The sequence below is a fragment of the Chryseobacterium sp. MYb7 genome (genome assembly GCF_002979455.1).
Taxonomy (GTDB): Bacteria; Bacteroidota; Bacteroidia; order Flavobacteriales; family Weeksellaceae; genus Chryseobacterium.
In genome coordinates, this window is record NZ_PCOU01000003.1 from 1 (window position 1) to 16080 (window position 16080).

General features: G+C 37.5%; 15 protein-coding genes. 10 read left to right on the top strand and 5 right to left on the bottom strand.

What is annotated here, in order from left to right; all coding sequences use genetic code 11:
* Nucleotides 1-240: 240 nt before the first annotated feature.
* Nucleotides 241-651, bottom strand: coding sequence for a helix-turn-helix domain-containing protein (locus tag CQ046_RS03460; protein WP_105700935.1), 411 nt, complete (start codon nt 649-651; stop codon nt 241-243).
* A gap of 316 nt (nt 652-967) precedes the next feature.
* On the opposite strand from CQ046_RS03460, the gene CQ046_RS03465 reads away from it, so the two are divergent.
* Nucleotides 968-1519 (top strand): putative glycolipid-binding domain-containing protein, encoded by a 552-nt coding sequence (locus tag CQ046_RS03465; RefSeq protein WP_105700936.1) that lies wholly within the window; start codon nt 968-970, stop codon nt 1517-1519.
* A gap of 104 nt (nt 1520-1623) precedes the next feature.
* Here CQ046_RS03465 and CQ046_RS03470 read toward each other — a convergent pair whose 3' ends face one another.
* Nucleotides 1624-2634, bottom strand: coding sequence for a zinc-dependent alcohol dehydrogenase family protein (locus tag CQ046_RS03470; protein ID WP_105700937.1), 1011 nt, complete (start codon nt 2632-2634; stop codon nt 1624-1626).
* 117 nt (nt 2635-2751) lie between these two features.
* On the opposite strand from CQ046_RS03470, the gene CQ046_RS03475 reads away from it, so the two are divergent.
* The 3 genes from CQ046_RS03475 to CQ046_RS03485 all read left to right on the top strand — a co-directional run bounded on the left by CQ046_RS03475 (nt 2752) and on the right by CQ046_RS03485 (nt 4480).
* The gene (locus CQ046_RS03475; RefSeq protein ID WP_105700938.1) at nt 2752-3135 is read left to right on the top strand and encodes a winged helix-turn-helix transcriptional regulator; all 384 of its coding nucleotides are present in this window, start codon (nt 2752-2754) and stop codon (nt 3133-3135) included.
* Nucleotides 3136-3144: 9 nt separating this feature from the next.
* Nucleotides 3145-3498, top strand: a complete 354-nt coding sequence (locus tag CQ046_RS03480; protein ID WP_105700939.1) for an enoyl-CoA hydratase — start codon at nt 3145-3147, stop codon at nt 3496-3498.
* Between the two features lie 64 nt (nt 3499-3562).
* Nucleotides 3563-4480, top strand: a complete 918-nt coding sequence (locus CQ046_RS03485; RefSeq protein WP_105700940.1) for an alpha/beta fold hydrolase — start codon at nt 3563-3565, stop codon at nt 4478-4480.
* A gap of 159 nt (nt 4481-4639) precedes the next feature.
* Here CQ046_RS03485 and CQ046_RS03490 read toward each other — a convergent pair whose 3' ends face one another.
* The 3 genes from CQ046_RS03490 to CQ046_RS03500 all read right to left on the bottom strand — a co-directional run bounded on the left by CQ046_RS03490 (nt 4640) and on the right by CQ046_RS03500 (nt 8456).
* The gene (locus CQ046_RS03490) at nt 4640-5566 is read right to left on the bottom strand and encodes a malate dehydrogenase (protein WP_105700941.1); all 927 of its coding nucleotides are present in this window, start codon (nt 5564-5566) and stop codon (nt 4640-4642) included.
* Nucleotides 5567-5684: 118 nt separating this feature from the next.
* On the bottom strand, nt 5685-6236 hold the full coding sequence (locus CQ046_RS03495; protein WP_105700942.1) for a biliverdin-producing heme oxygenase: 552 nt from the start codon (nt 6234-6236) through the stop codon (nt 5685-5687).
* Nucleotides 6237-6257: 21 nt separating this feature from the next.
* Complete coding sequence (locus CQ046_RS03500; protein WP_105700943.1) at nt 6258-8456, bottom strand: ATP-binding protein; 2199 nt, start codon at nt 8454-8456, stop codon at nt 6258-6260.
* A 381-nt stretch (nt 8457-8837) separates the two neighbouring features.
* Here CQ046_RS03500 and CQ046_RS03505 point away from each other — a divergent pair, with 381 nt between their 5' ends.
* From CQ046_RS03505 to CQ046_RS03530, 6 genes are all read left to right on the top strand, one after another.
* A complete protein-coding gene (locus CQ046_RS03505; protein WP_105700944.1) occupies nt 8838-9887 on the top strand; it encodes a linear amide C-N hydrolase in 1050 nt (349 codons plus the stop codon).
* 163 nt (nt 9888-10050) lie between these two features.
* A complete protein-coding gene (locus CQ046_RS03510) occupies nt 10051-11217 on the top strand; it encodes a porin (RefSeq protein WP_105700945.1) in 1167 nt (388 codons plus the stop codon).
* 20 nt (nt 11218-11237) lie between these two features.
* Nucleotides 11238-12668 (top strand): anion permease, encoded by a 1431-nt coding sequence (locus CQ046_RS03515; RefSeq protein ID WP_105700946.1) that lies wholly within the window; start codon nt 11238-11240, stop codon nt 12666-12668.
* Between the two features lie 16 nt (nt 12669-12684).
* Entirely contained in the window at nt 12685-13341 is a 657-nt protein-coding gene (locus CQ046_RS03520) for a succinate dehydrogenase cytochrome b subunit (RefSeq protein ID WP_105700947.1), read from the top strand.
* A gap of 11 nt (nt 13342-13352) precedes the next feature.
* Complete coding sequence (locus CQ046_RS03525; RefSeq protein ID WP_105700948.1) at nt 13353-15269, top strand: fumarate reductase/succinate dehydrogenase flavoprotein subunit; 1917 nt, start codon at nt 13353-13355, stop codon at nt 15267-15269.
* 12 nt (nt 15270-15281) lie between these two features.
* Nucleotides 15282-16034: a succinate dehydrogenase/fumarate reductase iron-sulfur subunit gene (locus CQ046_RS03530; RefSeq protein WP_105700949.1), complete on the top strand. Its 753-nt coding sequence runs from the start codon at nt 15282-15284 to the stop codon at nt 16032-16034.
* Nucleotides 16035-16080: the final 46 nt, after the last annotated feature.

Sequence of the window (16080 nt, forward strand, 5' to 3'; positions counted from 1 at the left end):
GATTTTAGTTCTTTTTTTTGCAACTCTAAATTGCTAATTTTCTGGAAACTCTTTCTCTAAAAAGTTTAAACAGGTTCAATATTAAAAATGATCAAGTAATAAAATAAAAAACAGGTAATCTAAACGATTACCTGTTTTATTTTGTTTACATCAGCGCCCCCATGCTGGCGCGAGCGTCTCGCTCGTGTCCACAAACAAAACAAAACCACTGCTCCAGCAGTGGTTTTTATCTTTTATCTCTTACTTTTCAAGCAACTTTTCCAGTCTGCCCATCATTTCATCCTTTTCTTTCAACATTCGCTCGTAAAGAGCAATTTTTTCTTCGTGAAGTTTTTTGATTTCTTCAATAGGATTGATATTGAATGTAGGTTTAGAATTACCTATGTAAGCATCTTTCTCAATATTAAACGTATTAGAAATAATATTCACAGCCTGTTCCTCATCAAAATTTTGAAAAGCTTCTACAGGAATTTTCAGTACTTCGGATATTTTTTCCAGCAGTTGGTTTTCGATGGTTTCTTTTTGTTCAAGTAAAGAAATCTTCTTTTGGTTCCAGTCATCGCCTAAATCAAGAGCCAATGCCTCCTGCTTTATTCCCAGCATTTCTCTAAAACGTTTTACATTTCTTCCCTGATATATTTTGTAGTCCATTCTTAATCAATTTGTGAAGATTCAAAGATAATACATTCTGTAAAGTAAAGGTTAAAAAATGTCCGGTAAAATATCCCCGCTCCCGCACGATTGTATCGTGTGGTACTATACAGATTATCTTGTGGCTGGCTAAATACACAAAGAGTTATTATTAGAAATGTAAAATAAAAGTTTTTAAGAATCCAATTAAATATATTAGTTTATAGTTTTTTCATCACACGAAAGGATTTGTGCGGTAGCAGTGTTCTTTTTTTGTAATCATTCCCAGCATTCATTAACTTGCATCTCAGAATAATACTACATCAAGAACATCATTATGAAAACATTGATCTGGCGGGGAATTCACTACCAATCCCTTGAATATTTTAATCTAAATAAAAAAGAGGAAAAATATATTGCAGAATCAAGAATTATTGGCTGCTATAAAGACAACATGTATGCTGTGGACTACAGTATACATGTTGATAAAGAGTGGATCGTTCAGGAGTTTTTGATTGAATCAGAGATCAATAAAGTCAAAAGAACATTTACTGGAAAAAGAATCCGGGATCAATGGAAAATTAATAATGTTATAAATCCTGAATTTAATAATTTTAAATTCATAGATATTTCTCTGACACCATTTACCAACACTTTACCGATCAACAATTTAAAACTTTCAGAAAACAGTTCTCAGAAAATTGATGTTATCTATATTGATGTCTTAAACCATCATACCAGACCTGTCCAACAGCAATATACGCGGACAGCTGTTAATCAATATCTCTATGAAAATATAGAAAATGATTTTAAAGCTGAGATTTCAATTGATGAAACAGGATTAGTAACAACTTATCCTAAGCTGTTTGAAAAGATTGCAGAACTTTGAAAAGCTGAAATGAGCCCAACTCATATTCCTAAATAAAAATAAAAAATCACTGTAAAAGCAGTGATTTTTTTGTTGATATAAAAAAGTCCTTTTCGAAGTAAAACCTAATACTTTATAACAATTTTTCCTATTGCACCCTTTTCCAGATGAGAGAAAGCAGATTTTGCATCTTCAAATGGATATACATGATCAATGATCGGATGTATCTGATGTGCTGCCAAAGCTTCATTCATATGGGTAAACATTTCTTTAGACCCCACTTCTATTCCCTGCAGTCTGATTTGTCTGGACATAATTTTCACGGTATCCAGTTCAGCGCTTAATCCACCCATCAGACCAATAACGGCGATGGTACCATCGATAGCAATTGTATTCATGGATCTGTTGATATGACTACCTCCTACCACTTCCACAATATGATCCACTCCTCTTCCACTGGTGATATTCATAACATCTTTTTCCCACTGAGGAATTTGACGATAATTAATAAGGTGATTAATTCCCATCTTTTTACCCAAAGCCAGTTTCTCATCACTGCTTGATAATAAGATCACTTCAGCACCAGCCATCAAAGCAAATTGAGCAGAAAACAGAGAAACACCGCCTGTTCCCTGGATAAGAACCATACTCCCCGGTTGAATATCTCCTTTTTCAATCACGCCGTGCCAGGCTGTCAGTCCCGCACAGGGTAACGTTGCAGCTTCTTCGTCACTTAAAAAATCAGGAACTTTAATAACTTCATTATGATCAAATACAGCATACTCCTGCAGCAGTCCGTTTGTTTTGGCACCACCAAGAGAGCCTCCCAGCTTTTCATCAGTCAGCTTTCCATCTATCCATTTGGGTAAGAATAATCCGGCAACACGGTCATTTACTGACAAGCTTGTGACTGCACTCCCCTTCTCAACAATGATGCCCACTCCATCAGAAACCGGTACCCTTCCTACCGGAGGTTTCCACGAAGAATAACCTGTTACCACCATCAGATCTCTGTAGTTAAGAGAATTGGCTGTCATTTTCACTAATACTTCATTCGGTAAAAGCTTTGGATAGGGTTTTTCCACCAGCTCAAGAGAAGATATGCTGTACTCTTTGCTTACCTGATATGCTTTCATCTTACTTATTTTAAAATTGTTAAACCAAAAACCGTAATTTTATGAGACAAATGTATGTTGAAAAAATCACGGAGAGTAACCTACTGCCCATTGTGAGCTACTAATGAATAAGTGAGTATGAGTAAAAAGAAGCTGAGTTCTACCAATACCATCAATGAACATTATCTGGATGACAGATGTACCCTGAATAAAGTACTGAAGATTATTGGTAAACGATGGGTAGCAGAAGTTTTATTATTGATTACCCATGATGTCTCCCGATTTTCCCAATTGAAGGAAACATTGACAGGAATTTCAGACAATGTATTATCTTCTGTGCTTAATGAATTGGTTAAATCAAACCTGATCACCAAGAAAATCTTCAATGAGATTCCTTTAAAAGTTGAATATCATATTACCCCCAGCGGATCGGAATTAACAAAAGTAATGCACGAGCTCTGCAGTTGGGGAAAACAGAATATTCCGTATGAAGTTAGAATTCTTCCGGGATCTATGAAATAAAATATACACATGTTAACTATTGAAGAAGCTTTTAATTTAATTAAAAAAGAAAGAAAATTTCTTAATGATATCACAGAATATAAAATTAAGATAAGCAACAGTAATAATTTTGAGAGAGAAAATATGATTGGCGTATACACCATCAGAAAATATAGTGCTCATAAAAATGGAAACTTTGAATTATCACAACAGATGGAAACTTTGGTTTCCAATCTGAAAAATTATTCTGGGAATAAGCTAAGATTTATAACTGTACTTGGACAAGAATATTACGGAATGTTTTTCTTAAGCCAAGATTGGAATAAAATTATCGGATATATTGAAACTGAAGCTAATGAGAATATGTTCTCAAAAAAAGAATAAGTTTTAATAGGGCAATAATTTGTTATTCTAGTAATAAACAACCTTTTACAATTGTTATAATAATATGAAAACAATTGCTCTCCTACTCTTTTTTTTCGTTTCCCTGACTGTCGTTTCAGCTCAGAATCACACATCTGAAAGTTTTTATGAAACCTCAGATCATGTAAAGATCAAATATAAAGTCTCCGGAAAAGGAGAAGCCTGCCTTTATATTCCCGGAGGTCCTGGGCAGGGATATCCATCTTTTGAATTGATGGGTGGAAACAATCTGGAAAAAAATATGCAGATGATTTATATGGATCAGCGGGGCTCAGGCAAATCCGGCACTTCTGAAAATTATCACCTTGACAAAATGATTCAGGATATTGAAGAACTGAGACAGCATCTTAAATTGAAAAAGATCTTCCTACTGGCCCATTCTTTTGGCGGAATTATAGCTGTTAGTTATGCAAAAAAATATCCCCAGTATACTAAAGGACTCATTCTTGCCAATGTCACGCTCCATTTTCTGAATGATGAATCTGTAAAAGAACAGATTGAATATGGAAACAGTCTCTTACAAGCAAAAAACAGAGCTGTTCCTAAAGACAGTCTTTCTTCAGAACTCTCAAAAATCAGCAGTGCATTAAGAAAAAAAAGAATCGGATATAAATTCCTGACCGAAGATATTGAAACCATAAAAGAATCCGATAAAATTGATTCTCTCCATCCCCGCATTATCGACTTCGGAATGGCTGTTATTTCAAAACCTAAAGATTTCCCGGAATATTACACCGATTATGCTCCTATTACAAAAGATATCAAAGTTCCTGTACTTGTTATAACAGGAAAAAAAGATAAAGCAGTCGGAACTCAACATTATAAGACTTTCCGGTTTCCCAATCAGAAAGTAGTTGTTATTGATGGCGGACATCTTTTGTATTATGAGAAAAATAAAGAATTTGTGAATGCTGTAAATAGTTTTGTGAATACAACGAAGTGATTTGGTATTGAAAACTTTACCCAAAACTTAAAAAATCATTTGATTTTTCTTAATGGTTTAATTTAAAGTTAAAGATTCTCCAAAAAACAACCCCGGCTGTTTCAAATTGAAACAGCCGGGGTTTTATCTATTTTAATTCCTGCTTAAAGCGGGTAATTATTAAAATTTCAGATCTCCATTCACCTCTCTTACTGCATTGGCAGCTTCAGCGAATTTCAATTGCTCTTCAGCAGTCAATGTTACATTTACGATTGATTCTACTCCGTTTGCCCCAATGATAGCAGGAACTCCTAAGCAGATATCGTTTTGTCCGTACTCTCCTTCAAGCATTAAAGAACAAGGGATCATTTTCTTCTGGTCACATGCAATTGCCTGAACCATTACAGAAACTGCTGCACCTGGAGCATACCAAGCAGAAGTTCCTAATAATTTGGTAAGAGTAGCTCCTCCTACTTTAGTTTCTTCGATTACATATTTTTGCTGGTCATCACTTAAGAACTCAGTTACAGGAACACCGTTTCTTGTCGCTTTGCTTAATAATGGAAGCATACCCGTATCACTGTGAGCAGCGATTACCATTCCGTCTACATCAGAAATTGGAGCTTCTAAAGCTTCAGCCAATCTGTATTTGAATCTTGCAGAGTCTAATGCACCACCCATTCCGATGATTTTGTGCTTAGGAAGACCTGAAGTTTTGTGAACAAGATAAGCCATTGTATCCATTGGGTTAGAAACCACGATAATGATTACTTCCGGAGAATGTTTTACTAAGTTTTCAGTAACTTCTTTCACGATACCAGCATTGATACCGATCAATTCTTCTCTTGTCATTCCAGGTTTTCTTGGAATCCCTGAAGTGATTACTGCTACATGAGAACCTGCAGTTTTGCTGTAATCTCCTGTTGTACCCGTAATTTTTGTATCAAATCCGTTAAGAGATGCTGTCTGCATCAAATCCATTGCTTTCCCTTCAGCAAACCCTTCTTTAATGTCTACCAAAACTACTTCTGAACAGAAGTTCTTCATTGCGATGTATTCTGCACAGCTTGCTCCTACAGCGCCTGCACCTACTACAGTTACTTTCATATTGTTACTTTTTAAAAATTATTTTTTGTTAGTTAAGTTTAAATTTGAAACTCCCCAAATTTAACAATTCCTGAAAAATTGAGCAATTTTTCAGGAATTTAATTAGAATTAAAATAAATTAGTTGACATTCAGTAAAAACGTATATAATTTTTTAGCGCCGGAAAGCACTTCATTATAGTTTTCTTCAGCAACTTCTGTATCCAGAACTTCCTTGAAATTCTTCCACATAGGTCCTGTATTTTCCTGGTAACATCCGAAAAAGTTGAAGGTAACCTCATCAAAACCTTCCGTTTTAGATAGCTGCTTGGCAATAACATTTCCTCCAAGCGTAGAACCTTCAATCACATACATCGCTCCAAGCGCTTCATGTTCATTATTGAATTCAAGAGGATGAGAAGCTTCCTGATTATTCAGAGAAAGGCTTTTCAGATCTTTTTCGATAAGGGAAAGCTTTTTTCTCGCATCCAGCTGAAGTTTTTCTGCATACTTATCAGAAAGACTGCTGAAGATTTTATCTTCACTGTGCAGAAGCATCAGATAATTGGTATGGATAATTTTTTTATAATCCTCCAGGGTGAAGGTTTTATTAAAAATCTTTTCAGAATTAAAAAGTTTCTCTGCCGCATCGTGATAATCTGCTGTATTCTGTTTAAGATATTCTGATACCATAAATAACGTTATAAAAGTTTCTCAAATATAGGGCTTTTTGAACGTTAAAATAAAAGAAGTACCCTCTCCATTGCTTTCAAAATCCACATTTCCACCAATTCTTTTCATAATACGGTGCACAATAGACAATCCGATCCCGTTTCCTTTAAATTTCTTGGCATTATCCATTCTGTTGAAGATCTTAAACATCTTATGCTTTTCCTCTTCTGGAATACCAATACCATTATCGGAAATTCTGTAAATAATAACCTCCCCATCTTCCGTTCCTTCTATTTCCACTTTTGGATTCTCTTTGTGAGAAGAATATTTTACGGCATTATTGATAATATTCAGAAATACCTGGTGAAGCATCGTTTTATCTCCTAAAACATCAGGACATTCTTTAATAATAACCTCACTGGTCGGGCTTCCGTACGTCATCTTGGCATTTTCTGAAATTTTATAGATCGTAGAAGCTGTTTTCAGACTTTCAAGCTGAACTTCACTGTGCTTGGCACGGCTGAGCTGTAATACATCCTGCATCATTTCAGCCATACTATCAATCTCCTCGATAATCGTATTAATCTTTGTTTTGCTTTTTTCAGTATCTCCGGCAAGATTTCCCAGAAGCATCTGGGCATTCAGTTTCATTACTGTCAGTGGAGTTCCTAAATCATGAGAAATAGTATAAGAAAAACTGTCAAGCTCTTCATTCACTTTTTTAAGCTCATCATTCAGGCTTTTGATAGCATTATAGTTTTTGTGGGATGTTTCTAAAATTAAATCCCGTACAGCATGCACTGCACTTATATTTCGGGAGTTCCATCTTGTGGAATACCCTTTAATGTTTTCTGTAAAAATCTGGAAAGAAGTTCTGGGTGATATGATCTGCTTTTCTTCTCCGTTTTGAGAAAAAACAACTACTCTTTTTTCAGGATTTCCCGCCCAGTCGATATGCTCATCAAACTCCTTTCGGAACCAGATCAGCATCTCGTTTTTATCTCTTTCGATAAAATAGATAATCACTCCTGCAGCATTTGTAGACAGCTTCAGTTCTTCACCGTAGTCTTTAAGGAAGCTTCTGCTTGCATAAATACGGTCATTGGTATGTCCCAATCCCCATTGTATAATTTTTGCAATGCTTTCAATGTCCGGCGTACTACCGGATGTGATAATGCTGTCATCCGAAATAATGGCCAATCCATCTGCCTCCGGTAAGTTTTGTATCTCTGTTTTACTTTCAATAAGAGAATCAAGCAGATGGTTATGTTTTAAAAATTTCGTTTTTAGTTCAGCAATTTTTTCATTAAGTTCCAGGCGGTAATTCAGCTCCCGTTTGGATTTAAAAGAAGAATAGGCATTAGCTGCCAATGTTGTGAAAATTCCAGCCTGCACCCTGTCCTCAAGGTCAATATGCTTTGGCTCTATATTCTGGCAGGTAACCAGTCCCCAAAGATGATTATCTATAATAATGGAAACACTGAAGCTGGAAGCGGCTCCTGAATTTTTAAGATACTGCCCATGAATAGGCGACATTCCTCTTGATGCTGAAAAAGTAAGGTCAATACTTTCAGGGCTTTTGCTTAAAATGGGAACAGTATCGGCAAACACATTGCTGAAAATTCTTTTTCTCTTCTTCAGATAAAGATCGCGTGCCTGTTTCGGAATATCAGATTCCGGATAATGAAGACCAAGAAAGCTTTCCATGTTTTCATTTTTCCTTTCCGCAATTACTTTCCCGGAACCGTCCATCATGAATTTATAAACCATCATGCGGTCATAGTTCACTACCTTCGTCAAGGTTTCCAGAAGATGATTCCAGAGTTCTTTTTCATTGTCAATGATATAAAAATTATCGTATTTATTGGAAATCCGTTTGTCAGGATTGATCAGTACTTCTTCAAATTCCAGGAAGATATGGACTTCACTTCTGAAAACAGAAAAGTGATATTCTTTTTCGCCGATGAAAATCTTGTCAAAATAGGTTTCGTTTTTACGTCTGGTAAATCTTTCCAGTGATGTATATATTTCCGAATTGATAATACTCTGAAAACTTTCCGGAAAGTCTGTAAGCTTCCTGTCGAAAAGTTTTTCCGGACTTTCGATTGTAAATATATCCGAGATATTCCTGCTAAAAAAAGTGATGGTACGGGAATCCGCATCAATGCCAATCAAGTAACCAAAACTTTGTATAGAACCCGGAATATGGATAGGTTCTTCATGACATTCTACAAAATTCATATATCTCTTCAGTCTATTAATCAAATATAATGATTTTTTAAACAATTTTCACTTTTGTGGTATCTGATTTTAAAGTTCACACTTTCAAGCATTCATCGGAGATTTTCAAGGAAAAAAAGTATTAAAAGCACATTAAAATATTCTTCATTTTTCACCTTTTTTAATGCCATATCTCTAAAATATACAAAAAAAAATCTAATAATCAAACCGTTCAATCTTTAACCATGATTCATAGCATGGATTGCATATTATTAACCTTAATAATTGTTTTATTTAAACAAATTTTGTTAAATTTATATCACCAAATAATGAATATGATCAAAATACATTGAATTATTCACAATAAATTCAATATAAAATTTAAATTCAAATAATACTATTATGAAAAAGTTCCCATTAATTTTATTTTCTCTGGTCCTCTCTATAGGATTATGGAATCCATCAGAAGCCTGCACAAGGGTCGTCTACAAAGGTCCCCAGAATACCGTTATCACAGCACGATCTATGGATTGGCGTGATGAAATTCCCGCCAACTTATGGGTTCTACCAAAAGGAATAGACCGCAACGGACAGGTAGGCTCTAAATCTGTAAAGTGGACCGCCAAATACGGGAGTCTTATCAGCTCTTCATGGGACATAGCTTCTGCAGATGGGATGAATGAGAAGGGATTGGTTGCCAACTTACTTTGGTTAGGAGAATCCCAATACCCGAAATTTGATGGAAAAGGAAGTAAAAAAGGAATTGCCATTTCATTATGGGCACAATATTATCTTGATAATTTTGCTACGGTAAAAGAAGCGGTAGAATTTTCACGAAAAGAACCGTTTGTTATTGTAAGTGATTATATTCCGGGAACAGAAAGATTTACAACCGTGCATCTTTCCATTTCTGATGCTTCAGGAGACAACGCAGTATTTGAATATATTGACGGAAAACTGGTTATTCATCATGATCCTTCTTATACGGTAATGACCAACTCTCCGGTTTTTGAAGAACAGCTGGCCCTTAACAATTACTGGAAAGGGATTCCGGGAACTGTCATGCTTCCGGGAACCAACCGTGCTGCAGACCGTTTCGTAAGAGCTTCTTATTACATCAATGCAATTCCACAGACTGCAGATACCCGCACAGCAATAGCCAGTGTTTTCAGCGTGATCAGAAACTGCTCTGTTCCTTACGGAATCACTTCTGCAACGGAACCGAATATTTCATCAACAAGATGGCGCTCTGTTTCGGATCAGAAAAACCTGGTGTATTATTTTGAAACGGTTTTTACTCCAAACACCTTTTGGGTAGACCTTAAAGATTTTGATTTGAGCCCTAAAGGAAAGGTGATGAAACTGGATTTGAGTAACAATAATACCTACAACGGTAAATCCAATGCGAATTTTAAAGAATCTGCCCCATTCACATTCTTAGGATTAAAATAGATATTTCACCACAAAAATCCTTACACTAAGTAAAACATTCTGTCTTCAGCAGAGGAAAGGATCTAAGTATGCCAAATGATGATTTCAAACAACTGTCATCAGGTTCATTTACAGTAAGAAATATGGGGTAAATAAAGTTCCACAATAAAAAAACAAAAAAGATATGGCCTTTTTTTCGACTAAAAAGAAAAGCCTGATCGTATGCATGCTGGCCTGCGGGTTATCTGCTTATGCGCAAAATCAGGATTCTCTGAAGACCACACCTCCTCCACAGGAAGAAGACAATGTAAAATATCCGCAGCTGCAGATCAAAGGCCTCTTTCAGGCGCGTTATCTGGTAGGGATGAGTAAAGATGTTGATGTAAACGGACTTCATCATACCGATGGTTCCGGAACTGATAACAATTTCATGCTCAAATACATGAGGGTTCAGGTTCGGGCACAGATCAGCAAACGTACGGAAGTAGTTGTTTTGGCCAACCTTGCTGATTTTAAAAATGATCCCAAAAGCAGAGTTCTTGAAAATGCTTATCTGAAGTACACCTTCAATCCTAAATTAGCGATTACCGTAGGACAATTCAGACCTTGGTTTGGTATTGAAGAGACTTATCCAATTGACATTATTAAATCTTTAGACTGGTCCAATCAATACACAGAATTCGGAAAACTGGGCTGGACAAGCTTCCAGATCGGGATGTCTGCCACAGGACAGCTTCAGTTGGGAGAAATACCTTTTCAATATGCAGTTTCTATAGTTAATGGGAACGGAAAGAATCAAATCAATGACAACGATAACGGAAAACAATATTCTACCCGTCTTGTTTTTGGATTATCAAAAAAATATCACTTTAATGTAGGTCTGAATGGAGGTACAGGAGAGGTTTTCAGCAAAAAAGTATACGCTTTGGGAGTAGATTTGAGTTCACTGATCGAATTTAATCCGAAATGGAGTCTTGACATGCAGCTGGAAGCTAAACAGGCAACCAACCACGTTCTCTACAATTCTATTGCTCCTGAATTAAGACCTGATAATCCTGATCAATACCTGATCCGCGGTGCTTATTTCCTTCCGAATTTAAGATATGAGATCAATCATAAAAATCTAAGTGCCTTCGAATTGTCTTGCCGTTACGAATATCTTGACACTAATTTCAGAATGGCTTCCAACCCAAGACAAACGATTACCCCCATGTTCGGATTGGAATTCCTGAAAAATTATGGAGCTAGAATTCAGCTGGGTGTACAGTTTGACCGCTACAAATATCAGGTAGAAAACACATCACAATACAATAATAATCTATTCATTGTACAGGTACAAAGTAGATTCTAAACGCTTAAATAGTTAGTATCATGAAAGAAATTAATATCAAAAACGTAGTAATCACATTTGTTGTTGCGTTGATCATATGGTTCATTCCTGCCCCTAAAGGTGTTGCAGAGAATGCCTGGCATCTGTTTGCCATCTTTGCAGCCACCATTTTAGGAATCATTCTTAAAGCGGCTCCCATGGGTACCATGTGTATGATGGCCATTGGTTTTACAGCTCTTACACAGGTCGTTGCTCCGGGAGACGCAGGAAAATCTATCACTAAAGCCCTTTCCGGTTTTGGAGACAAAGTAATCTGGTTAATCGGGATTTCATTCTTTATTGCCAGAGGATTTATCAAAACAGGATTGGGAAACCGTATTGCCTTTTTATTCATCAGAGTTTTTGGAAAAAGCTCATTAGGATTGGCTTATGGATTAGGATTGGCCGATGTTTGTCTGGCACCTGCTATTCCAAGTAATACCGCAAGAGGAGGTGGAATTATTTACCCGATCATGAAATCTATGGCCATAAGTTTTGATTCCGTTCCGGAAAAACCGGAAACTCATAGAAAACTAGGATCATTCTTAACCTTGAACAGCTACTACATGAACCTCATCGCTTCTTCAATGTTCCTTACCGGAACTGCAAGTAACCCGATGTGTCAGAAATTTGCAGCTAACCTTGGTATTGATATTACATGGATGTCATGGGCTGCAGCAGGTTTTGTTCCCGGTGCGGTAGCCTTCTTTGTCGTTCCTTTGGTATTGTACAAATTATATCCGCCTGAATTGAAAAAAACAGGTGATGCTCCAAAAATGGCCGCTCAGAAATTAAAAGAAATGGGCCCTATTTCCAGAAACGAATGGCTGATGCTGCTGGCATTTTTTATTCTTCTAGCCCTTTGGATATTTGGTGGAGCACTTTCCATTGATGCCACTACGACAGCATTTATCGGATTAACCTTATTGCTGTTAACTTCAGTATTAACCTGGGAAGATGTAAAAGGTGAAAAAGGAGCATGGGATACTATCGTTTGGTTCGCCGTATTGGTAATGATGGCAAGTTCTTTAAATGAATTGGGATTCATTGGCTGGTTCAGTGACCTTATTAAGGTGCAAATTGGAGGCTTGAGCTGGCAGGTAGCCTTCCCTGTTATTATTCTGGTTTATTTCTTCAGTCACTATATTTTTGCCAGTGCTACGGCTCACGTTGCTGCCATGTATGCAGCATTGCTGGGTGTAGGGGTTTCTTTAGGAATTCCACCTATGTTATTGGCGATGATGCTTGGCTTCATGGGTTCCATTTATGGAGTACTTACGCATTACGGACACGGCCCGGCTCCTGTATTCTTCGGAAGTGGATATGTAGATCTGAAAGCCTGGTGGGTAAGAGGTCTTGAAATAGGAATCGTTCTGTTAATCATTTACATGGTTGTAGGAGGATTGTGGATGAAAGTCTTAGGATATTATTAATCATAAAATCAAAAATATGTTATCAACATTGTCAAGAAAAATGCTGATGTGCCTTACCGGACTCTTTTTGGGATTCTTCCTGTTGATTCATTTCCTTGGAAATCTTCAGCTTTTCCTTCCGCAGGAACAGGCACACTTACAATTTAATGCGTATTCGCATTTTTTATCAGGAAATATCATTATCAAAATAGTTTCCTACGTTTTGTATGCCAGCATTATTCTGCATGCAGTAGACGGATTAATTATCACGTTAAAAAACAGAAAGTCTGGCGGAGATTATAAGACCGACAGACGTGGAAGAGCCAGTAAATGGGCTTCCCGAAATATGGGAATCCTCGGAACATTAATCCTTATTTTCCTGGTGATCCATTTCCAGAACTTCTGGTATATCTACAAATTCGGAACTCCTCCTTTGGATGAAAACGGAAATAAAGATCTCTACATTCTGGTCGTCAATGTCTTTAAAGAATGGTGGTATGTTATCATTTACGTGTTATCAATGATCGCTCTGTGTTATCACCTTATTCATGGGATACACAGTGCCGTAAGAACCCTGGGATTGTATCATCCTAAGTTTGTAAAATGGTTTAAGACTGTTGGGATTGCTTATTCAATCATTATCTGTGTAGGTTTTGCATTGATGCCCATCTATGTATTTTTTACTTATCAATAAACAGAACGATCATGATTTTAGATTCAAAAATACCACAGGGCCCATTGGAACATAAATGGGAAAATTATAAAAAGAAAGCAAGACTCGTAAACCCTGCTAACCGTAAAAAGCTGGATGTAATTGTTGTAGGAACAGGATTAGCGGGAAGTTCAATTGCAGCTTCTCTGGGAGAAATGGGATATAATGTGAAATCATTCTGTTTTCAGGACAGCCCGAGAAGAGCCCACTCTGTGGCAGCGCAGGGAGGTGTGAATGCTGCAAAAAACTATAAAAATGATGGCGACAGTGTCTACAGAATGTTTGTAGATACCTTGAAAGGAGGAGACTTCAGAGCCCGTGAAGCCAATGTATATCGAATGGCAGAATGTTCTCTGAACCTTATCGATCAGGCTGTAGCGCAAGGTGTCCCTTTTGGACGTGAATATGGTGGCTATCTGAACAACCGATCCTTCGGAGGAGTTCAGGTAAGCCGTACGTTCTATGCAAGAGGACAAACGGGACAGCAGCTTCTTCTGGGCGCTTATCAGGCTTTGATGAGACAGGCTGGAAAAGGCTCTGTACAATTGTTTTCAAGACACGAAATGCTGGATCTCGTAACCGTTGAAGGAAAAGCCAGAGGAATTATCGTAAGGAATTTAGACACAGGAGACATTGAAAGACATGCAGCACACGCTGTAATATTGGCAACGGGAGGTTACGGAAAAATCTATTACCTGTCCACCCTTGCCATGGGATGTAATGGTTCTGCAATCTGGAGGGCTCATAAAAAAGGAGCTTTAATGGCTTCCCCAAGCTGGATTCAGGTGCACCCTACTTCCCTTCCGCAATCCGGAGATTATCAGTCGAAACTGACTTTAATGTCTGAATCATTACGTAATGACGGCCGAATCTGGGTTCCGTTAAAAGAAGGAGAAAAAAGACCTCCTAATGATATTCCTGAAAATGAAAGGGACTATTATCTGGAAAGAAGATATCCTGCATTCGGAAATCTTGCTCCAAGGGATATTTCTTCACGTGCCGCCAAAGAAAGAATTGATGCCGGTTTCGGGATCGGACCGTTGAAAAATGCAGTTTATCTTGATTTTTCAAAAGCGATACAGGAACAGGGAAAAGGTAAGATTCAGGAAAAATATGGGAATTTATTTGACATGTATCTTAAAATAACAGGATACGATGCGTATAAAGAGCCTATGATGATCTCCCCTTCTGCACACTTCTCAATGGGGGGGCTTTGGGTAGATTATGAGCTGATGACTACTGTTCCGGGATTATTTGCTTTAGGTGAAGCTAATTTTGCAGATCACGGAGCGAACAGACTAGGAGCTAACTCGCTTCTACAGGCCTCAGTAGACGGATATTTCATTGCTCCTTACACGATCGCCAATTATCTGGCGGATGAAATCCATACCGGAAAAATTTCACCGGATACTCCTGAATTTGAACAGGCTGAAAATGCAGTTAAAAAACAGATCAACGATTTTATCAATATCAAAGGAACTAAAACCGTTGATTATTTCCACAAAACATTAGGAAAACTCCTGTATGATTATTGCGGACTGGCCAGAAATGAAGAAGGACTGAAATACGCTATTCAGGAAATCCGAAAACTGAAACAGGAATTCTACAAAGACTTAAGAGTTTCCGGACAGGGAGATAAAATGAATACGGAACTGGAAAAAGCAGGTCGTGTAGCCGATTATTTTGAAATCGGAGAACTAATGTGCTATGATGCCTTAACCCGTAACGAATCCTGTGGAGCTCATTTCAGAGAAGAATTTCAGACTCCGGACGGAGAAGCCATGAGAAATGATGCTGAATACCAATTTATATCGGCATGGGCATGGGCAGGTGAAAATGCCGAACCTGAGCTGATCAGGGAACCTTTGATCTTTGAAGAGATTCAGCCAACGGTAAGAAGTTACAAATAAAAAACAAAAATTATGGATTTACATCTTAAGATATGGAGACAGAAAGACAGAAAAAGTGAAGGAAAACTGGTCGGTTATGACCTAAAAGGATTGAATTCCCATATGTCTTTCTTAGAAATGCTGGATACCTTAAACGAAAAACTGATCATTGAAGGGGATGAACCTGTAGAATTTGATCACGACTGCCGTGAAGGGATCTGCGGACAATGTGGGATGATGATTAACGGTATTGCCCATGGTCCTTTGAAAAATACAACTACCTGCCAACTTCATTTACGGTCTTTTAAGGATGGAGAAACCATTTTGATAGAACCATTCCGTTCCGAAGCTTTTCCGGTGAAAAAAGATTTAAAAGTAGACCGTTCTGCTTTTGACAGAATTATATCTTCAGGAGGTTTTGTGTCTGTCAATACAGGTCAGGCACCTGATGCGACTTCTATTCCGGTGACTCACCAAACCGCTGAGGAAGCTTTTGATTCTGCCGCATGTATTGGATGTGGAGCTTGTGTTGCCACCTGTAAAAACGGAAGTGCAGCCTTGTTTACCTCTGCAAAGATTACCCATATGGCACTTCTTCCTCAGGGGAAAGAAGAACGAAGCAAAAGGGTGCTGGATATGATTGCCCAAATGGATACGGAATTATTCGGGCACTGCTCCAATACGGAAGCCTGTGAAGTGGAATGTCCTCAGGGAATTTCCGTCCTGAATATAGCAAGAATGAATTTTGAGTATAACAGAGCTTTGTTTTTCAGGAAGAAAAATTAGTCTGAAAAAACAAAGATAATAATAGGTAAAAGGACGAATTTGAATA